The sequence below is a fragment of the Cryobacterium arcticum genome, assembly GCF_003185895.1.
In the GTDB taxonomy this organism is placed as follows: domain Bacteria; phylum Actinomycetota; class Actinomycetes; order Actinomycetales; family Microbacteriaceae; genus Cryobacterium; species Cryobacterium arcticum.
Map to the genome: position 1 here is coordinate 200,028 of NZ_QHLY01000007.1, position 23,176 is coordinate 223,203.

The following is a 23,176-nucleotide window of genomic DNA, read 5'->3' on the forward strand; positions in this document are numbered from 1 at the left end:
TGCGAGTGGACCGGCTCAGGCGTCGGGGTCTTCCGGGTCCAGGTCGTCCAGTTCGTCGGGGCCCGGCACCCGGAACTCGTCCGCGGCCGCCTCGGTGTGGTCGAAGATCGAGCGCAGCAGCCCGGCCATGGTGGTGGAGCGCAGCATCGCCACCTGGTCGAGCGGGCCGACCGGGGCGATGCCGGCCAGCTGCCAGGCGGCTTCGACCGGATCGTCCGACAGCGCGACATCCGCTGACCAGGCATCGTCGGTGAACTCGCTGGCCAGTGAGAGGGTGCGGCGCACGGTCTGCTCGGCGAGCACGCGCAGGGGCTTGAGGGCGTCATCCCAGACCAGCGCGGGCAGCTCGCGCACGACCGCCTGCGGGTACGGCGCATCCTGGCTCCAATCCACCACTTCGAACCGGCGGTCGCCCTGGGCGACCAGGCCCACGAAGCCCTCCGGCGCCACCAGTTCGATCACCTGGGCGACGGTGCCGGTGCTGAACGGGTGTTCGCCGCCGCCGACCTCCTGGCCCCGTTCGATGAGCACCACACCGAACTCGGCGGGCTCCGATTCGAGGATGCGCGCGAGCATGATCAGGTACCGCTCCTCGAACACCCGCAGTTGCAGGGGCATGTAGGGGAACAGCACCGACCCGAGGGGGAACATCGGCAGGCCGGACGGCCCCGCGTCGGCGCACGTGTCGGCGGCGCTGTCCGGGGTTCCGGGCTCGTCGGGTGGGCTCCCGTGGTTCGACATGAATCCAGCGAAGCACGCTCCCGCCCGAATGCCAAGCACCGCGTTCCGCCGGTGGGGGGATTACGGGGTTAGGGCTGGTCGGCGTGGATCGGCGGCAGCCGGGCCGACCAGGGCATCGCCTGCTCGAGTTGGGCCGCCACCTGCAGGAGCAGGTCGTCTCGGCCGTACGCGGCCACCAGCTGCACCCCGATCGGCAGGCCCTCCCTGCTCTGACCGAGCGGGAGGCTGATCGCCGGGTGGCCGGAGACGTTGAACGGCGCCGTGAACGGGCCGAATTCGAGGATGCGGCGGATCCAGGAGCGGGTGGTGTGGCCGGCCTCGTTGTAGTCGAGGGTGCCATGGGGGAGCGGCAGCTGGGCCACGGTCGGGGTGAGAAGGATGTCGTAGCGGGTGAGGAAATGGCCGATCGTCCTGGTGACCCGGTTCTGCGCGTCGATCGCCGCGGCCACATCGAGCGCGCTCGCCGCCGCGGCCTCGGCGAGGACCACCCTGGACACGGCCTCGAGCTGGGCGGGATCCGGCCGGCGGGGTGCCCGCAACAGCGCCGTTCCGGTGGTCAGCGCGGCCAGCATCTCGGCCTCGACGATGTCGGTCGGATCGAGGTCGGGGCCGTCCTGCTCCACCGAGTGCCCGATCCACTCCAGCGAGCGGCCCGCCGCCACCGCGACGGCGGCGACCTGGGCGTCCACCGGAACCCCGGACCAGGGCGCAGGCAGCAGGGCCACCCGGAGCCGCCCGGGGTCCCGCTGAATGGCCGCGGCGTGGCCCGGAACCGGGGCGGGCAGGGTGTACTTCTCGCCCACGCTGGGGGCGCCGACGGCATCGAGCAGGTGGGCGGCATCCCGGATGCTGCGGGTGATCGCGAACTCGCCGATCAGGCCGAATCCGGCCTCCCCGGCTAACGGACCGCTGGGAGTGCGGCCGCGGCTGGGCTTGAGCCCGACCACACCGCAACAGGCCGCCGGCACCCGGATGGAGCCCGCGGCGTCGTTGGCGTGTGCGATCGGCACCGCACCGGCGGCCACCAGCGCGGCGGCTCCTCCGCTGGAGCCGCCGACGCCGCGGTCGAGACTCCAGGGGTTGCGGGTGGGGCCGGTGCGAAGCGGTTCGGTGGCGAAGTTCAGCCCGAATTCCGGGGCCGTGGTCTGGCCGATCGCCACCAACCCGGCGGCACGGAACCGCACCATCAACTCATGATCGACCTGGGCTGCCACGCCCTGGATGCTGCGGCTGCCCAATGCGAAGTGCACGCCGCGGGCGAACGGGCCGCTGTCCTTGATCAGGAAGGGAACACCGGCGAACGGGCCGGCGGCGTCATATGCCAAGGCCGGTTCGAACAGGGGCCGGGCGAGGGCGTTGAGATCGGGATTGACCGCAGCGACCGCCCGGCGGGCGAGGCGCTCGACCTGGTCGGCGGTCACGGCGCCCGAGCGGATGGCGCGGCTCAACCCGACGGCGTCGAGGCTGGTGTATTCGGCGAGGTCCACGGTGTCAGTCCAGGCGTTTGCCGAGCACTCGCACATCCGCATCCGCATAGCCGAGCCGGGTGTAGAAGCCGATCACCTGCGCATTGGCCTCACGCACCATCAGCTGCAGCTTGACGGCGCCGTTCGCGGTGAGCCAGGACTCCGCCGCCTGCATGAGCTTTCGGCCAAGACCGGCGCCCCGCTCGCTGGCGGCAACGGCCAGGTAGTACACCCAGCCGCGGTGGCCGTCGTGCCCCACCATCACGGTGCCGACGAGTCGGTCGTCCCGGTAGCCGCCGAGCACCGTCGAGGTGGCGCCGTCGAGCGCCCGCTGCAGGTCGACGGCGGGCGGATTCCACGGGCGGGTCAGGCCGGCCTCCTCCCAGAGGGCGACGACAGCGTCGACATCGGCGGGGGAGATCTCGGCAATGCGCATCGGTCCATTCTGCCCGGGCGAACCTGCCTTCTGGCCTGCTTTTTACCGTTACGCTTCGAGAAATAGCTGGGGGACGCATGGATAATTCAAAATTGGACGGGACTGGCGATTCTGGAGACAACTCCGAGTCGGTCACCGAGAGCACCGAGACCACCGAGAGCACTGATCAGGCCGATGGGGTCGTGACCGCGGCACAGCCGGAGGGAACGGCTGAGCCGACCACCCAGGAGGACGCGGCGGCTGCCGAGCCGGCCGCGTCTCCCGCCGCCGCGCAGCTGCCGTACGGCGCCCCGGGTGCCGCCGTGTCGGCTCAGCCGGCCGGACCGACCGTGGTGACCCGCGCAACCGCGCTGGTTCGTGGCATCGCCGTCGAGCGCTTCCTCGCTGCCGCGGTCGGCGCGGTCGTCGTTTACGCCGCGGCCTGGCTGCTCGCCCTGGTGTTCACTCTCCTGGCCTTCGTCGCCGCGGTGGACGCCGACCTCGACTGGGGGCTCGCCTTCGCGGCTCCAGCCCAGATCGTGGGCCTGGCCGTCGCCGGCACGCTCACGGTCGGCGCCACGGTGATGGGCATCTCCGCCGCCGTATCGGTGCTGTGGTTGCCGTTGCTGGTCACCGCGTTCCTTCTTGTCGCCGCCGCCCTCGTGGCTCGCCGGGATGAGCGGATCGCGCCGAGCGCCACCCGCGGCATCCGCTGGCTGCTGTCGGCGCTCACCGGCGTCGTACTTGCCCTGTTGGTGATCGTCATCGCCGCTGTCACGCCGCTCGCCTATGCCGTCGGTGACGCCACCGACACCGGGTTCGGGCTGTTCTCCGGCAGCGGTTCGGCGTCGTCGGCGTCGTTCACGGCCTTCGTCGGCGCCGTCGTCATCGGCACACTCGCCTCCTACCTGGCCCGGGCCAGGGTGGCTCGCCGGGTGGCTGGGATTGCCCCGCCGGCGGTGCCGCGCGCGGCAAGCACGGTTGTTGCAGCCGTGCGTTCCACGTTGCCCGTCCTCGGGCTGCACTTCGGTGTGTTGGCCGGGCTGCTCACGGTCGCGCTGCTTATCTCGGCCGTGGTGAACAGCGGTTTCGACACTCTCCTCACCGCGTTCTTCTGGCTGCCGACCCTGGTGGTCGACAGTCTCGGCCTGGTGAACCTGGCTCCGGTCACCCTCAACGGAAGCCTGGGCACCCTGGCCGGCCTGACGGGTTCGGCGACCAGCTTCTGGATGCCGTCAATGATTCCCGCCTGGGCCACGGTGCTGGTGCTGATCGTGAACCTGGCGCTCATTGTGGTCACCGGCATCGTGCTCAGCCTTCGCCGGGCACAGCTGCGGCTGTCCCCCGCGGTGTCGTGGCTGACCACGATCCTGTCGTTCGCCCTCGCCGGTGTCGCTGTTTCCCTCCTGGGAGGCATTGCCGCCTGGACGAGTGTGGACACGTCGGGTGTCGGTGAGAGCCTCGACGGCCTCCTCGGGGGTGTCGGCTCGCTGGTCGAAGGTGCTGCCGCGGCCTCCGGCACTCTGGGCCTGGCGGCCTGGACCTTCATCGTGTTCGCGGCGCTGGGCGCCATCGTCGAGGTCATTTCGGTCTGGGTCGCACCGGCCCTGGTACAGCTGGTCCCCGCGGCCGGCCTCGCCCGGGCGGCCCGGCTGACGGCGCTGGTCGGTGTGCCCTTCGCGGTGCCGGGCACGATCGTTTCGGGCGACACTGTCCCGGCGACGGATGAGCCGGCCGGTGCGTCCGCCGAGGGTGTTTCGACGCCCGAGGCGGTTGGCCCGCTCGCACCGATGTCGCCGGAGAAGAAGCGCCGCGTGCGCATCGTGCTCGTGGCGGTGGGTGGTGCGGCGGTCCTCGTGCTCGGTGTATCCGTGGCCATCACCATCGTGAACCAGGTGGCCTTCAGCCCCCGGCACCAGGTGGAGATCTACCTGGATGCGATGGTGGCCGGCGATGCGTCGACGGCACTAGAGATCGGCAACGCGGACGTGTCCAAGGCCGAGCGCACACTGCTTACCGACGCCATGCTCACAGCGACGGATGGCGGAATCACCGGTTACACCATCACCGACGTGTCTGCCGGAAGCAACTCCGCCCTGGTCACCGCAGACGTCGAGCAGGCCGGTGAGACCGAAGAGATGACATATACCCTGCTGAAGTCCGGCACCACCGCGCTGGTCTTCGACCAGTGGGTACTCGACCCGGTGCACCTGGCGTCGCTGAACGTGTTCTTCGACTCCGGCATCAGCGAGCTTGACGTCAACGGTGTCACCGTGGAGCTGACCGGCTCTGACCAGGAGTCCGGCACTCTGCACCTCCCGGCATTCCCCGGGGAGTACGTCGTCGGCAGTGCCGGTGACGATGCCTGGGTAGCCGCAGAGCCGCAAACCGTGGTGCTGGGCGTGAGCACCCGGGTGTCCGAAGACGCCGCCCAGCTGTCGCTGGAACCGACGGACAAGTTCGTCGAGAGCGTCGATGACCAGGTGTCCGATTTCCTGGCGGAGTGCGCGGCGGAGAAGTCGTTGACCGCCGACGACTGCCCGATCTACGCCTACGACTACGGAACCATCACCGATGTTGTCTGGACCATCGACGAGCCGGCCGTCACCGAGCTCGACACGTCGTACGCGGGTGAGTGGTACGTCACCACGGAGGATCGTGGGTCGGCGACGGTGACCTACACCAACACCGACTACAGGGGTGCGGCGCAGCAGGAGACCAAGACGGTGGCGTTCTCGATCAACGGAACGGTGGCGCTGGTCGACGGCAAGCCGGTCTTCACGAACGGGTACTAGTCCGCAGGCCGGATCGCCCACGTCGCCGCCGGCGGCAGTGGGCGGTCCGAGGTCGCGATCACGGCACTGGCATGCTGAGTGGATGACTGAAGCCGTATTCGACCTTGCCGACGGGCCATTCACCCTGCGGCGGGCGCTCGCCGCGGATGTCGCCGCGATCGTGAGCCTGCTTGCCGATGACCAGCTCAGATCGGCAGAGGAATCTACCGCCGCAGAGGACCTGGGGCTGTACCTGGCCGCCTTCGCCGCCATCGACGGCGCGCCAGACCAGCTTCTCGTCGTGGTCGACGACCCGGCCGGCCGCATCGTCGCCACGCAGCAACTCACCATCCTGCCGGGACTGGCTCGGCTGGGCGCGACCCGGTTGCAGATCGAAGCCGTGCGCGTGAGTGCGGACCTCCGCGGCAACGGGGTGGGCAGTGCGATGATCCGCTGGGCCGTGGAGTACGGTCGCGCCCGCGGCTGCCGGCTGGTGCAACTCACCTCTGACGCCACCCGCACCGACGCCCACCGGTTCTACGAGCGCCTCGGGTTCGCGCCCTCCCATGTGGGCTTCAAGCTGCACCTCTGACCCGAAACCGCCGCATCCGCGAGCCGTGAGCAAAGCCCCAGAAATCCCGAGATTCTGGGGCTCAGGTCACGGCTCGCGAACGGGGGAGGGCGGCCCACGTTACGAGTAGGAAAACTCTGCCGCCAATCGGGAGGGACTCTCGCCTGTGCGACAATCGGGTCGGTTAGACTCCATCGCAGCAGAAACAATTGAATACAGGGCCACACGCTTGATGCGGGAGAGTTCGACGTCGTCAGACGAGCGAACACCGAAGGAGCAATCCTCCCCGACAATCTCTCAGGTACTCGTACCGCATCGAACGGGCCACTCTGAAAAGCGGACGAGCACAGCGCGTCCGGATCGTTCCCACTCTCGATCCGGTCAGAACTGCCAGCGTCCCGCCCATGGTGAAAACCGGCTCCGCGAAAGCGCCGGTGAAGCTCTCAGGCCAGACGACAGAGGGGGAGTTCCCACCGGGGTTCGAACGAGCCCCGGAGCACATCGCCCGGACTGTTCCGGCGACGAACCGGAGAACTCATGACCTCGGCCAGCCCTGACAACCCCGCTACCACCGCACCCGCTTCCGCGACCGAGCGGTTCTCCCCGCTGCACGCCGCCCATGTGGCTGCCGGCGCCAGCTTCACCGACTTCGCCGGTTGGCAGATGCCCGTGCGCTACTCCAGCGACCTGGCCGAGCACCACGCCGTGCGCAAGGCGGCCGGGCTCTTTGACCTCTCCCACATGGCCGAGATCCGGGTCAGCGGCCCGCAGGCGGGCGAGTTCCTCGACCACGCCCTGGCCGGCCAGCTGTCGGTCATCGATCTCATGCAGGCCAAGTACAGCCTGCTCCTCAACAGCCGCGGCGGCATCATCGATGACCTCGTCGTCTACCGCACCGGGGAGACCGAGTTCCTCGTGGTCGCCAACGCCGGCAACCACGACCAGGCCCTCGAGGCGCTCACCGGCCGCTCTGGGCGCTTCGACGTGACCGTCACCGACGAAAGCGACGAGACCGCCCTCATCGCCGTGCAGGGCCCGAACGCCCTCGCCATCGTGCAGGCCACAGCGGGCCTCAGCATCGACAGCGATGTGACGGGCCTGCGCTACTACCGCGCGCTCACCGCCACCTTCAACGGCACCCCGGTGCTCGTGGCCCGCACCGGATACACCGGCGAAGACGGCTTCGAGCTGTACCTGCCGGGCGTGGATGCCCTCGCCCTCTGGGACGCCATCGTCATCGCCGGCGCCCCGCACGGACTGGTTCCGGCCGGGCTCGCCAGCCGCGACACCCTGCGCCTCGAAGCCGGGATGCCGCTCTACGGCCACGAACTGACCACCTCCACCTACCCCGCGCAGGCCGGACTCGGTCGCGTGGTCAACCTCGCCAAGCCGACCGACTTCGTGGGCCGCACCGCCAGCGAAGAGGGCCCATCGGGCGAGGCGCCCGTGCTCGTCGGCCTCGTCTCGGCCGGAAAGCGCGCCGGCCGCGCCGGCTACGAGATCTTCCGCAGCATCGACGCCACCGAACCGGAGGGCGTCATCACCAGCGGCGCTCTTTCGCCCACCCTCGGTTACCCGATCGCCATGGCCTACCTCGCACCGCCGCTGGCCCGTCTCGACACCGAGGTGTTCATCGACGTGCGCGGCACCCGCGCCCCGGCAACGGTCATCGCGCTGCCGTTCTACAAGCGCCGCAAATAGCCGAAGCCGAGCGTTCGCCCTTCCCGGGCATCCGCTCGCCCGGTGTCGAGCACACCGCCCCAGACCGATCCACCCCGTGATCAACCAGCTGATCCCTTCCCCGTGATCAACCCTTCGAGAGGACTCCCCATGGCAGACAAGACCGAACTCCAGTACACCGCAGAGCACGAATGGGTGCTCGTCGACGGCGACACCGCCACCGTCGGCATCACCGCCTACGCCGCCGACAAGCTCGGTGACGTGGTCTTCGTCGAGCTGCCCGAGGTCGGCAGCTCCGTCGCCTCCGGCACCGTCGTCGGCGAGATCGAGTCGACCAAGTCGGTCGGCGAACTCTTCGCCCCCATCGACGGCACCGTCGCCGAGGTCAACGACGCCGTGGTGGCCAGCCCCGAACTCGTCAACAGCGACCCGCTCGGCGAGGGCTGGCTCATCAAGGTCACCTTCGAGAGCCTCCCGACGCTGCTCAGCTACGCCGAGTACTCCGCCATCATCGGCGAGTAACAGCCCGTCGGGCCTCACCGCCACCCGCCGTACCGCCTCACCTCGCACGACCGAATCAGACCCCGGAAAGAGCCTTCCCCCACATGTCGCAGCCCTTCACCCAGCGTCACATCGGCACGGATGCCGACGCCCAGTCCCACATGTTGGCCGTCCTCGGCCACACCAGCGTCGAATCGCTTGTCAACGCGGCCGTGCCGGCCACCATTCAGGTGGAACAGTTCCGGCGCGAGGGCGACAGCACCCTGCCGCCCGCGGCCACCGAGCGAGAGGCCATCCAGGAGCTGCGCGCCCTGGCCGACAAGAACACCGTCAAGCGCTCGATGATCGGGCTCGGCTACTACGACACGATCACGCCCGCCGTGATCAAGCGCAACGTGCTGGAGAACCCGAGCTGGTACACCGCGTACACGCCGTACCAGCCCGAGATCAGCCAGGGCCGCCTCGAGGCGATCATCAACTTCCAGACCATGGTCGCCGACCTCACCGGCATGGCCACCGCCAACGGATCGATGCTCGACGAGTCCACCTCGGTGGTCGAGGGCATGCTGCTGGCCCGCCGGGCGTCGAAGTCGCCGTCGAACCGCTTCATCGTCGACGCGGATGCGCTGCCCCAGACTCACGCCCTGCTCGGCAACCGCGCCTCCGCGCTCGGCATCGAACTGGCCGTGCTGCCGCTGGACGAGAGCACCACCGCGGAGGACCTCGGCGACTACTTCGGCATCTTCGTGCAGTACCCCGGAGCATCCGGCCGCATCTGGAACCCCGCCGCCGTGATCGCGCTCGCGCACGAGAACAAGGCCCTCGCCGTTGTGGCCGCCGACCTGCTGGCCCTCACCCTGATCACCTCGCCCGGCGAGCTCGGCGCCGACGTGGCCGTGGGCACCAGCCAGCGCTTCGGGGTGCCGATGGGCTTCGGCGGACCGCACGCCGGCTACCTCGCCGTGCGTAAGGGACTGGAGCGCCAGATGCCCGGCCGCCTCGTGGGCGTGAGCGTCGACGCCGCCGGCCACCCCGCCTACCGCCTGTCGCTGCAGGTGCGCGAGCAGCACATCCGTCGTGACAAGGCCACCTCGAACATCTGCACCGCCCAGGTGCTGCTGGCCGTCATGGCCGGCATGTACGCGGTCTATCACGGTCCCGACGGCCTCAAGGCGATCGCCACCGAGGTGCAGGAACGCGCCGGCGCCCTGGTCGCCGCGCTCCGCGCCATCGACGTCGACGTGATCAACGACAGCTTCTTCGACACCGTGCGGGTGTCGGTTCCGGCCGGCGCCGCCGCGATCGTGGCCCAGGCCGCCGCCGCCGGCTACAACCTGCACTCGGTCGACGCCACCACCCTCGGCATCTCGGTGGACGAGACCACCACCGCGGCCGACCTCGCCGCCGTCGTGGGCTTCTTCGGCGGCCGCGACTCCTTCGGTCACGTCAACCTCGCCGCGATCGAGGGCGGCCTGCCGGCCGACCTGGCCCGCACGAGCGAATACCTTACCCACGCCGTGTTCAACACGCACCGCTCTGAGACGAGCATGATGCGCTACCTCAAACGCCTGGCCGACTACGACTACGCGCTGGACCGCGGCATGATCCCGTTGGGCTCCTGCACCATGAAGCTCAACGCCGCCACCGAGATGGAGGCCGTCACCTGGCCCGAGTTCGGCGGACTGCACCCGTTCGCACCCAAGGCCGACGTCGAGGGCTACCTCGAGCTCATCCGCCAGCTCGAGACCTGGCTGACGGATGTCACCGGCTACGATTCCGTGTCGCTGCAACCCAACGCCGGCAGCCAGGGTGAACTCGCCGGGCTCCTGGCCATCCGTGGGTTCCACCTCGCCAACGGTGACGTGGACCGCACGGTCTGCCTGATCCCGTCCAGCGCACACGGCACCAACGCCGCCTCCGCGGTGCTGGCCGGCATGCGCGTGGTCGTCGTGGCCTGCGACGAGCTGGGCAATGTCGACCTCGACGACCTGCGCGCCAAGATCGAGCTGCACGCCGAGAACCTCGCCGCGTTGATGATCACCTACCCCTCCACCCACGGGGTGTACGAGCACGAGGTCGGCGCCATCTGCGCGGCCGTGCACGACGCCGGCGGCCAGGTCTATGTGGACGGCGCCAACCTCAACGCCCTGCTCGGCTTCGCCCGGTTCGGCGACTTCGGCGGCGACGTGTCGCACCTCAACCTGCACAAGACCTTCTGCATCCCGCACGGCGGCGGCGGCCCCGGAGTCGGCCCGGTCGCGGCCAAGGCGCACCTCGCGCCGTTCCTGCCCGGCCACCCGCTGGCGCAGGACGACGAGCACTACCTGCTCGGCGGCGCCGGCACCGAAACCGTCGTGCACGGCGGCGGCCCGGTCTCGGCCGCACCGTACGGCAGCCCGAGCATCCTGCCCATCTCCTGGGCCTACGTGCGCATGATGGGCGCCGACGGCCTCAAGCAGGCCACCGGCGCAGCGGTGCTCGCGGCCAACTACGTGGCCAAGCAGCTCAGCGGTCACTACCCGGTGCTCTACGCCGGCGACAACGGCCTGGTCGCGCACGAGTGCATCCTCGACCTCCGCCCGCTCACCGCGGCCACCGGGGTCACCGTGGACGACGTCGCCAAGCGCCTCGTCGACTACGGCTTCCACGCGCCCACGATGAGCTTCCCGGTCGCGGGCACCCTCATGGTCGAGCCCACCGAGAGCGAAGACCTCGGCGAGATCGACCGGTTCATCGAGGCCATGATCGGTATCAAGGCAGAGGCGGATGCCGTGGCCGCCGGCACCTGGCCGGCCGACGACAACCCGTTGCACAACGCCCCGCATACCGCCCAGAGCGTGATCGAGGGGGAGTGGACGCATCCCTACGACCGCGAAACGGCCGTGTACCCGGTGCGCACGCTCATCCGCAACAAGTACTGGGCGCCGGTGCGCCGCATCGACAACGCCTACGGTGACCGCAACCTGGTCTGCGCCTGCCCGCCGCCGGAGGCCTTCGAGTAAACCCACCCTCGCGAGCCGTGAGAAAAGCCCCAAGAATTTCGAATTCTTGGGGCTTTTCTCACAGGTCGCGGAACTAGGAACTAGGACGTGGGGGTGAGGAGGCCGGGCCACCAGAGGACCGCCAGGGGGTAGCCGACGAACGAGGCGATGTCGAGCACCCAGTGCGCGATCACGAGAGGCATCACCCGACCCCAACGCAGGTAGCACCAGCCGAACACCACGCCCATCAGGGCGTTGCCCACGAACGGGCCGATGCCCTGGTAGAGGTGGTAGCTGCCGCGCAGCAGCGCAGCCGACACGATGATGGTCCAGGCATTCCAGCCCAGCTCCTTCAGCCGGGTGAAGAGGTACCCCACCACGATGAGTTCCTCGCTGAGCGCGCTGCGGAGTGCCGAGAACACCAGAATCGGGATCGTCCACCAGAAGGTGTCCAGCGGCGACGGCACGACGGCCACGGTGAAGCCCAGCGCTCGCCCGGCCAGGTACAGCCCGAGACCAGGGATGCCGATGAGCAGTAACAGGCCGCCGCCGCGCAGCAGGTCGCGGCCCGGCTGGGTGAAGTCCACGCCGAGCCGCCGGAACGAGCTCTGTCCGGGCTGCCAGAGCAGATAGAGCACCAGGGCGACGGGAAATAATGCGAAGGCGATTCCCAGGAACTGATAGGTGAAGTCCAGCCATTCCCGAGTCGATTGCGAACCGTTGATGGTGGCGGACTGGTCCCCGAGCGCCGTCTCCTCGGTGAGCCGAGCGATGATCGACACGACCGAGTAGATAGCGGATGCCCCGAGCGACAGCCCGAGCACGATCACGATTTCCCAGATCAGCCGGGCACGGCTCTCGGCTCGGGGGGTGCCGGCCAGGCTCATGAGGTCCTCGGCATCCGGCAGGCCGGGGTGCCGCCGGGCAGGCGGTAGCGGTAACGCGCCACGAGGCTGTAGGCCGCCGCAGCCGCCCAGCTCCACGGTGGCACCGTGGCCAACCAGCCGAGCAGTTTCAACCCGACTTTGGGCTGTCCGCGCAACAATGCTGCAACCGCGGCCGCCCCGCCGTAGCGCCTCGTGCCCGTCACGAACCACACCCGCGAGCGCGCCTGCTCCTCGGTGAGGGAGAACTCGGCCAGGTCGGTCCACTGGAACGGTGCCGTTGCCGGCACCCGGGGGAGGGTGCGCTGCAGCCAGAGCACGGCGGTGGTGCAGAATCCGCAGTCACCGTCGAAGATGAGCGTCGCGGGCCGTTCGGTCACAGGTGTCGGCATTTCTCTATTTTGCCCTTCCCAACCTGAAGATGCCCGAATGCGTGTTCACGACCGGGCCTGCTCAACACAATGCACGTTTTGAAACCGCTTGCACTGATCGGGGGGACCTTGGTCCCAAGCATCGTGAGAGTTCCTCGATTGAGTCGCAGAAATAGCCGCATTTGCACGCTTTCACGCAAGAATCGTGCGTCTTTGGTTACCGCTAGGTAACGTTTGCCTTTACGTTTTGCACCCGACGCAAGACGAATCTAGGGTTTTGATAACTAGCGCGCCGCTGCGGTCTTTTCCGTCGCGGCGCCTTCACCTTTGCACAGGAGGAATTTTGAAGAGATCCCGCATGGGCCTGAGCGCCCTCGCGCTTATTTCGGTGAGCGCGCTGGCGCTGGCCGGCTGCGCGACGTCGAACGACGACGCAGCCGCACCGGATGCAGACTCGTCTGCCATCATCAGCACCAACGGCAGCGAGCCGCAGAACCCGCTGATCCCGACCAACACCACCGAAACCGGTGGCGGCAAGATCACGACCTCGCTGTTCGCCGGCCTGGTCTCCTACGACGCGGACGGCGCGATCGAGAACGAGGTCGCCAAGTCGATCGAGTCCGACGACGCCACCAACTGGACCGTCACGCTCAACGACGGCTGGACCTTCACCAACGGTGAAGCAGTCACCTCTTCTTCCTTCGTGGATGCCTGGAACTACGGCGCGCTCTACAGCAACGCGCAGGGTGCTTCCTACTTCTTCGATGACATCGCCGGCTTCAGCTACGACGCCGACTCCGAGCTCACCGGCCTGAAGGTCGTCGACGACACCACCTTCACCGTCGAGCTCTCTTCCCCCGAGGCCGACTGGCCGCTGCGTCTGGGCTACACGGCATTCATGCCGCTGCCCAGCGTCGCGTTCGAGGACATGGCCGCATACGGTGAGAACCCGATCGGCAACGGCCCGTACATGCTGGCCGAGGAAGGCGCCTGGGTTCACGACGAGGGCATCAACCTGATCACGAACCCCGACTACGACGGCGTGCGCAAGCCCGTCAACGGTGGCCTGGACATCATCTTCTACGCCACCCAGGACGCCGCTTACGCGGACGTGCAGGGCGGAAACCTCGACGTGCTGGACGCCGTTCCGGACTCGGCATTCGAGACCTACGCTGACGAGTTCGGTGACCGTTCGGTCAACCAGCCCGCCGCGATCTTCCAGGCGTTCAACATGCCGTACTACCTCGAGCACTGGAGTGGCGAAGAGGGCGAGCTGCGTCGTGCAGCCATCTCGATGTCGATCGACCGTGCCGAGATCACCGACGTCATCTTCCAGGGCACTCGTACCCCGGCAACCGACTTCACCTCCCCGGTCATCGACGGCTACTCCGACGCCCTCGAGGGTTCCGACGTGCTCGAGTTCAACCCTGACGAAGCCGTGAAGCTGTGGGCTGAGGCCGACGCAATCGCTCCGTACGGAGACACCACGTTCGACATCGCGTACAACTCCGATGGTGGCCACCAGGCCTGGGTCGACGCTGTGACCAACAGCATCAAGAACACCCTGGGCATTGACGCCGTCGGCAAGCCGTACCCGACCTTCGCCGCTGCGCTCGACGACCGCTCCAACGAGAAGCTGACCGGTGCCACCCGCGCCGGATGGCAGGCCGACTACCCGTCGCTGTACAACTTCCTCGCGCCGCTGTACAAGACCGGTGCCGGCTCGAACTACGAGGGCTACAGCTCCACCGAGTTCGACACCCTGCTTGAAGAGGGCGCCGCTGCTGAGACCGTTGAGGACGCGACCGCGAAGTACCAGGAAGCTCAGGAGGTTCTGCTCAAGGACCTGCCGACCATCCCGCTGTGGTACTCCAACGTTGTTGGCGTCTGGTCCGAGAGCGTCAACGACGTTGTCTTCGGTTGGGACTCCGTCCCGCTGTACTTCCAGATCACCAAGGGTTAATTCCTAGTTCCACCCGCAGTGCAATGTCCGGGGCGTCAAGCCCCGGACATTGCACTGACTAGACTTCTTCAGTGATTGCGACCCTCATGCACAAAAGATTCACGGAGCTCACCTGATGCTGTGGTACACAGGCAGGCGACTCCTGCAAATGATTCCCGTCTTCTTCGGGGCGACATTCCTGATCTACTTCATGGTCTTCTCCCTGCCGGGCGATCCCATCGCCGCACTGTTCGGCGACCGGCAGCCATCTCCTGCCGTCATTGAGCAGTTGAGAGCCCAGTACAACCTGGACAAGCCGTTCATCGTCCAATACCTGATCTACATCGGTAACTTCTTCCAGGGCGACCTCGGCACCACCTACTCCGGTCGCGCCGTCTCCGACGTGATGGCCGCAGCCTTCCCCATCACCTTCCGCCTGGCGATGCTCGCGCTGGCCTTCGAGGCCTTCTTCGGCATCATCGTCGGCCTCGTCGCTGGCCTCCGCAAGGGCAAGCTGTTCGACGCCAGCGCGCTGGTCGTGAGCCTGCTGCTGATCAGCGTGCCGACGTTCGTGGTCGGCTTCGTGCTCAGGCTGGTCTTCGGTGTGCAATTGGGCTGGTTCAGAACCACTGTGAGCGGCGCCGCCCCCTGGGGCGAGCTCGTTCTGCCCGCCATCGTGCTCGCATCCGTCTCGTTCGCTTACATCGTGCGCCTCACCCGGGCCAGCGTCGCCGACAATCTCAACGCCGATTTTGTTCGCACGGCCACCGCCAAGGGGCTCTCGCGCCGACGCGTCGTGACCGTGCACGTGCTGCGCAACTCGCTTGTTCCCGTCGTCACCTTCCTGGGAGTCGACCTCGGTTCGCTCATGGTCGGTGCGATCGTCACCGAGGGCATCTTCAACATCAACGGGGTCGGTGGAACCGTCTTCAAGGCCATCAAGCTCGGTGAGAGTTCCACGGTGGTGTCGTTCATCGCGGTCATGGTCGTGATCTTCGTCGTTGCCAACCTGCTCGTCGACCTGCTGTACGCAGCTCTGGACCCAAGGATTCGTTATGCCAAATAAGCCTGGCCAAGCCCACTTCGTCGCGGAGCTGGAAGACACCCCGGTCGCCGCAGTCGACCGCCTGGATGAGAACGAGAAGGCGCGCAGCACCTGGGCGGATGCCTGGGACTCGATGCGTCGCCGGCCCACCTTCTGGGTGTCCGCCGTGCTGATCCTGCTGATCGTGGTCGTGGCGCTGTTCCCGACCCTGTTCACCCAGGTGGACCCGCGCCAGTGCACGCTCGGCAACAGCAACGGTGACCCGACTGCCGGACACCCGTTCGGCTTCAACCGCCAGGGCTGCGACGTCTACTCGCGCACCATCTGGGGCACCCAGGCGTCGCTCACGGTGGGCCTGCTCGCCGCGAGCATCGTGACGCTGTTCGGCATCATCGTCGGCGCCCTCGCGGGCTACTACGGTGGCTGGCTCGACGCCGTCGTCTCCCGCATCGGCGACATCTTCTTCGCGATCCCCACCGTGCTCGGCGCCATCGTGCTGATGTCGGTGCTGCCGACCGCGACGCCCATCACCGTGGCGTTTGTGCTCTCGGTCTTCGCCTGGCCGCAGATCGCCCGCATCATGCGCGGCGCGGTGCTGTCGGCATCGAACTCCGACTATGTGATGGCCTCGACGGCGCTCGGCGTCTCGAAGTTCCGCATCCTGCTCCGCCACGTGGTGCCCAACGCCATCGCCCCCGTGATCGTGATCGCGACGGTATCGCTCGGCACGTTCATCGTGGCCGAGGCCACGCTGTCGTTCCTGGGTATCGGACTGCCGCCGAGCGTGATGTCGTGGGGTAACGACATCGGCACGGCCCAGACCTCCATTGTCACCAGCCCGCAGGTGCTCCTGTACCCGGCGGCCGCCCTGTCCATCACGGTGCTCGCGTTCCTGATGCTCGGCGACATTCTGCGCGATGCGCTCGACCCGACGGCGAGGGCCACTCGATGAGCCAGACACTCCTAGACACCACCCCGGAGGGGACCGAGAACGAGGAGCAGCCGCTGCTGCAGATCCGCAACCTCGAGGTCTCCTTCCAGACCCAGCGTGGACTCGTCCCCGCTGTTCGCGGCGTCGACCTCACCCTGTACGCGGGCCAGACCCTGGCCATCGTGGGGGAGTCCGGCTCGGGCAAGACCACCACGGCGCAGTCGATCATCGACCTGCTGCCGGGACCGGGCAAGGTCACCGGCGGACAGATCCTGTTCGAAGGCCGCGACCTCACCACCCTCAATGCCAAGGAAATCCAGGCTGTGCGTGGAAACCTGATCGGCTACGTGCCGCAGGACCCGATGTCCAACCTGAACCCGGTGTGGAACATCGGCTTCCAGGTCGAGGAGGCCATCAAGGCCAACAACGTCGCCCAGGGCAAGGAAGCACGCGCCCGCACCATCCAGGTGCTGAAGGAAGCCGGACTGAGCGACGCCCAGGACCGCCTCAAGCAGTACCCGCACCAGTTCTCCGGCGGCATGCGCCAGCGCGTGCTGATCGGCATCGGCCTCTCTGCCCGGCCCAAGCTGCTCATCGCCGACGAGCCGACCTCTGCGCTCGACGTCACGGTGCAGCGCCAGATCCTCGACCACCTCGGTACCCTCACCCGGGACTACGGCACCAGCGTTCTGTTCATCACCCACGACCTCGGCCTGGCCGCGGAGCGGGCCGAACAGCTCGTGGTGATGTACAAGGGCAGGGTCGTCGAGTCCGGTCCCTCGCAGGAGATTCTGGCCAACCCGCAGCACCCGTACACCCAGCGCCTGGTCTCCGCGGCACCGAGCCTGGCCTCGCGTCGCATCCAGTCGGCCAAGCACGCCGGCGCCGGCGACCCCGAGATCTTCGGTGAGGGTTCGCTCGACGACACCCTCATTGCCCGTGCCGCCGAGCGCGAGAACGCCGCCCCGGTCAAGGACTTGATCTCGGTGCGCGACATCTCCAAGGTGTACCGGATCCGCACGAAGGGCCTGCACACCAACGAGCTGCGCGCCGTCGACGGCGTCTCCTTCGGCATCCAGAAGGGCACCACCACTGCGCTCGTGGGCGAGTCCGGCTCGGGCAAGTCCACCGTGGCCAAGCTGATCCTGCAGCTGGAGAGCATCACCACCGGTGCGATCGAGTTCGACGGCCAGGACGTCGCCGGGCTCAAGGGCAAGGAGCTGCTGAAGTTCCGTCGCCGGGTGCAGCCGGTCTTCCAGGACCCGTACGGCTCTCTGGACCCGCAGTACAACGTGGGCAACACCATTGCCGAGCCGCTGCTCGCGCACGGTGTGGGCACGCCCAAGGAGCGCCAGGAGCGGGTCAAGGAGCTGCTCGAGCAGGTCTCCCTGCCGTGGGCGTCACGGTTCCGGTACCCGAGCGAGCTGTCGGGTGGTCAGCGTCAGCGCATCGCGATCGCGCGGGCCCTCGCCCTCAAGCCCGACGTGCTCGTGCTCGACGAGGCCGTCTCCGCCCTCGACGTGCTCGTGCAGGGCCAGGTGCTGAACCTGCTGACCGAGCTGCAGACCGAGCTTGGCCTGACCTACCTGTTCATCACTCACGACCTCGCCGTGGTGCGACTCGTCGCCGACAACGTCTGCGTGATGCAGAAGGGCCGGATCGTCGAGGCCGCGTCGACCGACGAGGTGTTCGAGAACCCGAAGCAGTCCTACACGCAGGAACTGCTCGCCGCCATCCCCGGTGGCAACTTCCAGTTCGGCCGCTAGAGCGAACACACACGACTGCCCCTCGGCTTTGGCCGAGGGGCAGTTTTCGTCAGGAGGGAAACGGGAATGCGGGACACCGATGCGGGTACCGGGAGGATGCTCCGTTCCCGAATGTCGCAGTTCGTGGGGGTCATACTCCTCGCCCTAACGGTGCTCCTGCTCGTCGACGCGGTGATCCGAGGCCGCTGGGATATTGCGGCGCTGTCGCTGCCCGCCCTGGGTCTGGTGGCTTGGATGGCCGGTGAGGTCTTCCTGCGGCCGGGCATCCGGGTGCATGACGGTGGGGTGACCATCGTCAACCCCCTGCACACCATCGAGGTGCCGTGGGCTGCTGTCGACGACCTGAGCACGAGGTTCCTGGTTTCGGTTCAGACCAGGTCAGGTCGCCGGATCCGTGCCTGGGGCGCACCGACCGCTGTTCGCAGCCGTGGTGCGGGCCGCAGCGACGATCCGGGCCGGTCGTCGTCGGCCCACCGGGTACTCGAGTCGTACTGGGAGCAGCATGCTGCAGCCTCGAGCGCAGCCGCCGGGTCCGAGGTGTCAGCCACCCGGAACTGGCACGGTGTCGCGATCGGGGTGAGTGTGGCGCTGATCCTCGTCATCGGTGGACAGCTCCTTTCGCTCGGCTAGAGCGCTCATGTGAGCGCACGTAATGGTGCATATCGCCTCCGTTCACGAAGATTTCATGCTTAATTCGCCTAATTGCGGCTGAATAGTGCGAAATCAGTGTTTCCTGCGAAACTGCCGACAAGGCTCGCCTAGGCTCTCTCCAACACCTGCGGAGCATCGGCGCTCTGGTCTGCACTGTGCTTTCCCTGGGGGGAGCTGAGGGGGAATACCGTGATTGTCATCAGCTGTTTTGTTGTGCCCGGCACCACCGACCGGGTCAACCGCACCACGCCTCGGCCATGTCAACGTCAGGCGGGCCGGCACTGAAGCGACGATCAGCCCCGACATGGTTTTTTATACCTTTCGGCGATTCGTCAACTACCTGATCCTCTCCGCGATCGCCACCTGCCTGGCGTATGTGGTCGCCAGCCTGGCGCTCGACCCTGCGGCAAAGTATTACGGCCGCAACCCGCAGCCGAGTGCCCACGTGATCGAGAGCATCCTGAATGGCCTCGGCGTCAACCCCGACGTGCCGGTGCTCGTTCGTCTGTGGAACTGGATCGTCACTCTCGTCACTCAGGGATCGCTCGGCGAGACCGTCGGCGGTCGCTCTGTGGTGGCCGAGATCGTCACCCGCTCCGGAGTCAGCCTGCAGTTGCTCCTGCTCGGCTCCATCCTCGGGGCCATCCTCGGCGTAGTCCTGGGCGTCTGGGGCGCCGTGCGGCAGTACTCGCTGAGCGACCAGGTCGTCACCTACGGTTCCTACCTGGTGTTCGCCACGCCCACCTTCGTGATCGGCGTGCTGCTGATGATCGGCGCCACGGTGCTGAACAGCGTCGTCGGTCGGCAACTGATCACCTTCACCGGTTCCTATTCGGCCGGGCTCACGGGCTCCTGGTGGGACCTGCTGGTCGACCGTGGTGTGCACCTGCTGCTGCCGACGATCGCACTGGTGCTCACCGGCGCGGCCAGCTATTCCCGGTACCAGCGCAGCGTGATGCTGGATGTGCTGGCGTCTGATTACATCCGCACCGCGAGGTCCAAGGGCCGCTCCCGCAACTCGGCGCTGGTGCGGCACGGCGTGCGGGTCGCCCTGATTCCCATGTCGACTTTCTTCGCCTACAGCTTCGGCACCCTGGTGTCCGGCTCGATCATGCTCGAGATCGTGTTCTCCTTCCACGGCATGGGGGAGTTCACCCTGCAAGCCATCACGCAGAGTGATATCAACGCCGTGGCCGGGTCGACCCTCTTCCTGGCCGTTCTGGTGCTGTTCTCATCCACCCTCTCGGAAATTCTCTATGCAGCACTCGACCCCAGGGTGAGGAACTGACATGTCGATCGTCGAAGGCGCCAGCGCCACCCTCATCGCCGGGCCAGAGCCTGAGCCCACCACGGTTGTGCTGGCACGCAAACCGCTCTCCCGTGGGCGACTGATCTGGAACCGGCTCGCGCACACCCCCCGGTTCTGGATCGGCGCGGTCGCCATGGCCCTCATCGTGATCTGGGCCGTGTTCGGCCCCCTGCTCTACCCAGTGGACGCGTTCAGTCGCGACCCACTCAACATGGGGATGGGCCCCACCCAATTGCACTGGTTCGGCACCAACAACATCGGCCAGGACATCTACGCGCAGACCCTCATCGGGCTGCAAAAGTCATTGGTGATCGGGTTGATCGCCGGCCCCCTCGGAACCTTGATCGCCGCGGTTGTCGGCTCGGTTGCCGGCTACGTCGGTGGATTGGTCGACGGGGTGCTGGTCTGGCTGATCAATCTGCTGTTGGTGCTGCCGTCGTTCATCCTGCTTGTCATCCTCAGCCCGCTGTTCGAGGACCTGTCGTGGGTGTTCCTCACCGTTTTCCTGGCCGGGTTCAGCTGGATGATCATGGCCCAGGTGGTGCGGTCCCAGACCCGGTCCCTCCGAAACCGCGACTTTGTCAAGGCGGCCCGGTTCATGGGCGTGCCGATGCCCACGATCCTGGCCCGGCACATCATCCCCAACGTGGCGTCGCTCCTGATCATCGACGCGACCCTCGGCGTAGTGGCCATGATCATGGCCGAGACGAGCCTGAGCTACTTCGGCTTCGGCATCCGCGCCCCCGACGTCTCGCTGGGCACCCTGCTGTCGGAGGGCACCGCCGCGGCGGTCACCCGCCCCTGGCTGTTCGTCTTTCCGGCCGGCGTGCTGATCGCGACGCTTTTCGCCGTGAGCCTGATCGGCGATGCCTTGCGCGACGCCGTCGACCCCACCTCGGGAGTGAACCGTGACTGATCTCGTGACCGATCTTTCCGCTGCCGGGCGTGCCCCGCGCCGGAGTCCCCTGCTGCGGGTGCGGAATCTCTCGGTGACCTTTCCGCAGCGCAGCGGTCCTCCCGTGAACGCCGTGCGCGGAATCAGTTACGACGTGCACGAGGGCGAGTTCCTCGGCATCGTCGGCGAATCCGGTTCCGGTAAGTCGGTGTCGTCCCTGGCGTTGATGGGCCTGCTGCCGAGTTCCGCCCAGATCAGCGGGAGCATCGACTTCGACGGCCACAAACTCCTCGACATGAACGACCGGCAGTTGTCCGGGCTGCGCGGCCGGGACATCTCGATGATCTTCCAGGACCCGCTCTCCGCGCTCACCCCGGTGTACACCGTCGGCGATCAGATCGCCGAAGCCCTTCTGCTGCACGATGCGGCGCTGACCAAGCAGGCCGCCCGTTCGCGCGCTGTCGAGCTGCTCAAGGTGGTGGGCATCCCCGCACCCGAGCGCCGGGCCAAGGCGTTCCCGCACGAATTCTCCGGTGGCATGCGCCAACGCGCCATGATCGCGATGTCGATCGCCAACGATCCCAAGCTGATCGTGGCCGACGAACCGACCACAGCCCTGGATGTGACCATTCAGGCGCAGATCCTCGAGGTGCTGGAAAAGGCCAAGGAACTCACCGGCGCGGCCGTGGTGCTGATCACGCACGACCTCGGCGTCGTCGCCGGTCACGCCGACCGGATCGCCGTCATGTATGCCGGCAAGCTGGTGGAGAACGGCAGCACGGCCGATGTCTTCAGCGAGCCGCACATGCCCTACTCGATCGGGCTGCTGCGCTCGGTGCCCAACATGCAGACCGCCGGAACCCAGCGGCTGGTGCCGCTGGAGGGTCGGCCACCATCGCTCACCGCCCTGCCGCCCGGATGCCCGTTCGCCGCGAGATGCCCGATCGCCGTTGATGTCTGCCGTGAGGTGGAGCCCCTGCTCGCGTCGCACGGAACCTTCGTCAGCGGGATGACGGTTCCCGTTGCTGTGGTGGGGGAGGAGGACACGACCAGCGCGCACCTGTCCGCGTGCCACCGCTCGACCGAAATCGCATCCGGAGCGCTCACCCGGGCCGATATCTTTCCCCGGCCTGAACCTCTCGACGTGCAACACCCGGCTCGGCCTGAGGACCGTACCCCGGTGCTGACCGTCACGAACCTCAAGCGGCACTTTCCGCTCACCAACGGGGGACTCTTCTCCCGCCGGATCGGTACCGTTCGGGCCGTCGACGGCGTCTCGTTCTCCATCCAACCGGGCCAGACCCTCGGCCTCGTCGGCGAATCCGGCTGCGGGAAATCCACCACCATTCTCGAGATCCTCGAGATGACCGCACCGCAGGCCGGGCAGATCCTCATCGACGGCACCGACATCGCCAGAGCCAGCCGGGCAGAGCGCCTCCGGCTGCGAAAAGACGTGCAGATCGTCTTCCAGGACCCGATGGCCGCCATCGACCCCCGGCTGCCCATCGGTGAGGTGATCGGGGAACCCCTCACCGTGCACGGCGTCGGCCGGGCCGATCGGCGTGCCCGGGTGCAGGAACTCCTCGACCTGGTGGGCCTCGACCCGCAGATGGCCGACCGCTACCCGCACGAGTTCTCCGGCGGACAGCGCCAGCGCATCGGCATCGCCAGGGCACTGGCCACCAACCCACGGCTGGTGGTTCTCGACGAGCCGGTGTCGGCGCTGGACGTGTCGATCCAGGCGGGCGTGATCAACCTGCTCGAAGACCTGAAGGAACAGCTCGGGCTGTCGTACCTCTTTGTGGCGCATGACCTGGCCATCGTGCGCCAGATCGCCGATACCGTCGCGGTGATGTATCTCGGTCGCATCGTCGAGTACGGGCCGGTCGCCGAGGTGTTCGCGCACCCCAGGCATCCGTATACCCAGGCGCTCATCTCGGCGGCACCGATCCCCGACCCTGAGATCGAGCGCAGCCGTACCCGGGTGCTGCTGGAGGGCGACCTGCCCAGCCCCACCGAGGAGATCACCGGCTGCAACTTCCGCACCCGTTGCCCGCTCTACCGGCTGCTCGACCCGGCGGCCCAGTCCCTGTGCGCCACCATCGATCCACCCCTCGTGGCCCACGACGGTGTGGACGCAGCCTGCCATCACGTCGACCGCAACCAGATCATCGACTCGGCGCTCGCGTTCACCCCCTGACATTCCGCCCCACCCACCCGCACAGCAAGCACGGCCCTCACCAAGACAAGAAA

General features: G+C 67.5%; 18 protein-coding genes and 1 riboswitch. Of the genes, 13 read left to right on the plus strand and 5 right to left on the minus strand.

Features of this window, described 5'->3' with window-relative positions; genetic code table 11:
• Positions 1 to 15: 15 nt before the first annotated feature.
• From CTB96_RS06590 to CTB96_RS06600, 3 genes are all read right to left on the minus strand, one after another.
• Positions 16 to 741, minus strand: coding sequence for an LON peptidase substrate-binding domain-containing protein (locus CTB96_RS06590; RefSeq protein WP_248283251.1), 726 nt, complete (start codon positions 739 to 741; stop codon positions 16 to 18).
• Positions 742 to 809: 68 nt separating this feature from the next.
• Positions 810 to 2,228, minus strand: coding sequence for an amidase (locus CTB96_RS06595; protein WP_219993228.1), 1,419 nt, complete (start codon positions 2,226 to 2,228; stop codon positions 810 to 812).
• A 4-nt stretch (positions 2,229 to 2,232) separates the two neighbouring features.
• On the minus strand, positions 2,233 to 2,643 hold the full coding sequence (locus tag CTB96_RS06600; RefSeq protein WP_110126117.1) for a GNAT family acetyltransferase: 411 nt from the start codon (positions 2,641 to 2,643) through the stop codon (positions 2,233 to 2,235).
• A gap of 92 nt (positions 2,644 to 2,735) precedes the next feature.
• On the opposite strand from CTB96_RS06600, the gene CTB96_RS06605 reads away from it, so the two are divergent.
• The 5 genes from CTB96_RS06605 to gcvP all read left to right on the plus strand — a co-directional run bounded on the left by CTB96_RS06605 (position 2,736) and on the right by gcvP (position 11,150).
• Positions 2,736 to 5,417 carry a hypothetical protein gene (locus CTB96_RS06605; protein ID WP_110126118.1) on the plus strand — a complete coding sequence of 894 codons (2,682 nt, stop codon included), beginning with the start codon at positions 2,736 to 2,738 and terminating at the stop codon, positions 5,415 to 5,417.
• Positions 5,418 to 5,499: 82 nt separating this feature from the next.
• The gene (locus CTB96_RS06610) at positions 5,500 to 5,988 is read left to right on the plus strand and encodes a GNAT family N-acetyltransferase (RefSeq protein WP_110126119.1); all 489 of its coding nucleotides are present in this window, start codon (positions 5,500 to 5,502) and stop codon (positions 5,986 to 5,988) included.
• Between the two features lie 204 nt (positions 5,989 to 6,192).
• A riboswitch (glycine riboswitch) is annotated at positions 6,193 to 6,290 on the plus strand.
• Positions 6,291 to 6,504: 214 nt separating this feature from the next.
• Entirely contained in the window at positions 6,505 to 7,668 is a 1,164-nt protein-coding gene (gene gcvT, locus CTB96_RS06615) for a glycine cleavage system aminomethyltransferase GcvT (RefSeq protein ID WP_110126120.1), read from the plus strand.
• Between the two features lie 129 nt (positions 7,669 to 7,797).
• Positions 7,798 to 8,169: a glycine cleavage system protein GcvH gene (gcvH, locus tag CTB96_RS06620; RefSeq protein WP_110126121.1), complete on the plus strand. Its 372-nt coding sequence runs from the start codon at positions 7,798 to 7,800 to the stop codon at positions 8,167 to 8,169.
• Between the two features lie 83 nt (positions 8,170 to 8,252).
• Entirely contained in the window at positions 8,253 to 11,150 is a 2,898-nt protein-coding gene (gene gcvP, locus CTB96_RS06625; protein WP_110126122.1) for an aminomethyl-transferring glycine dehydrogenase, read from the plus strand.
• 80 nt (positions 11,151 to 11,230) lie between these two features.
• Here gcvP and CTB96_RS06630 read toward each other — a convergent pair whose 3' ends face one another.
• Positions 11,231 to 12,016 (minus strand): CPBP family intramembrane glutamic endopeptidase, encoded by a 786-nt coding sequence (locus CTB96_RS06630; RefSeq protein WP_110126123.1) that lies wholly within the window; start codon positions 12,014 to 12,016, stop codon positions 11,231 to 11,233.
• Positions 12,013 to 12,405, minus strand: a complete 393-nt coding sequence (locus CTB96_RS06635; protein WP_110126124.1) for a thiol-disulfide oxidoreductase DCC family protein — start codon at positions 12,403 to 12,405, stop codon at positions 12,013 to 12,015. The genes CTB96_RS06630 and CTB96_RS06635 overlap by 4 nt, the downstream gene beginning before the upstream one ends.
• Before the next feature lie 337 nt (positions 12,406 to 12,742).
• Between CTB96_RS06635 and CTB96_RS06640 the strand changes: the two genes are divergently transcribed.
• The 8 genes from CTB96_RS06640 to CTB96_RS06675 all read left to right on the plus strand — a co-directional run bounded on the left by CTB96_RS06640 (position 12,743) and on the right by CTB96_RS06675 (position 23,123).
• Positions 12,743 to 14,347 (plus strand): peptide ABC transporter substrate-binding protein, encoded by a 1,605-nt coding sequence (locus CTB96_RS06640; protein ID WP_248283252.1) that lies wholly within the window; start codon positions 12,743 to 12,745, stop codon positions 14,345 to 14,347.
• Between the two features lie 115 nt (positions 14,348 to 14,462).
• Complete coding sequence (locus tag CTB96_RS06645) at positions 14,463 to 15,392, plus strand: ABC transporter permease (protein ID WP_110126126.1); 930 nt, start codon at positions 14,463 to 14,465, stop codon at positions 15,390 to 15,392.
• Complete coding sequence (locus CTB96_RS06650; protein ID WP_110126127.1) at positions 15,382 to 16,323, plus strand: ABC transporter permease; 942 nt, start codon at positions 15,382 to 15,384, stop codon at positions 16,321 to 16,323. Before CTB96_RS06645 ends, CTB96_RS06650 begins: the two co-directional genes overlap by 11 nt.
• On the plus strand, positions 16,320 to 18,068 hold the full coding sequence (locus tag CTB96_RS06655; protein WP_110126128.1) for a dipeptide ABC transporter ATP-binding protein: 1,749 nt from the start codon (positions 16,320 to 16,322) through the stop codon (positions 18,066 to 18,068). Before CTB96_RS06650 ends, CTB96_RS06655 begins: the two co-directional genes overlap by 4 nt.
• A 111-nt stretch (positions 18,069 to 18,179) precedes the next feature.
• On the plus strand, positions 18,180 to 18,698 hold the full coding sequence (locus CTB96_RS06660; protein ID WP_181397174.1) for a PH domain-containing protein: 519 nt from the start codon (positions 18,180 to 18,182) through the stop codon (positions 18,696 to 18,698).
• A gap of 325 nt (positions 18,699 to 19,023) precedes the next feature.
• Positions 19,024 to 20,007, plus strand: coding sequence for an ABC transporter permease (locus tag CTB96_RS06665; RefSeq protein ID WP_110126130.1), 984 nt, complete (start codon positions 19,024 to 19,026; stop codon positions 20,005 to 20,007).
• Position 20,008: 1 nt separating this feature from the next.
• Complete coding sequence (locus CTB96_RS06670) at positions 20,009 to 20,944, plus strand: ABC transporter permease (RefSeq protein ID WP_110126131.1); 936 nt, start codon at positions 20,009 to 20,011, stop codon at positions 20,942 to 20,944.
• On the plus strand, positions 20,937 to 23,123 hold the full coding sequence (locus CTB96_RS06675) for an ABC transporter ATP-binding protein (RefSeq protein ID WP_248283253.1): 2,187 nt from the start codon (positions 20,937 to 20,939) through the stop codon (positions 23,121 to 23,123). The genes CTB96_RS06670 and CTB96_RS06675 overlap by 8 nt, the downstream gene beginning before the upstream one ends.
• Positions 23,124 to 23,176: the final 53 nt, after the last annotated feature.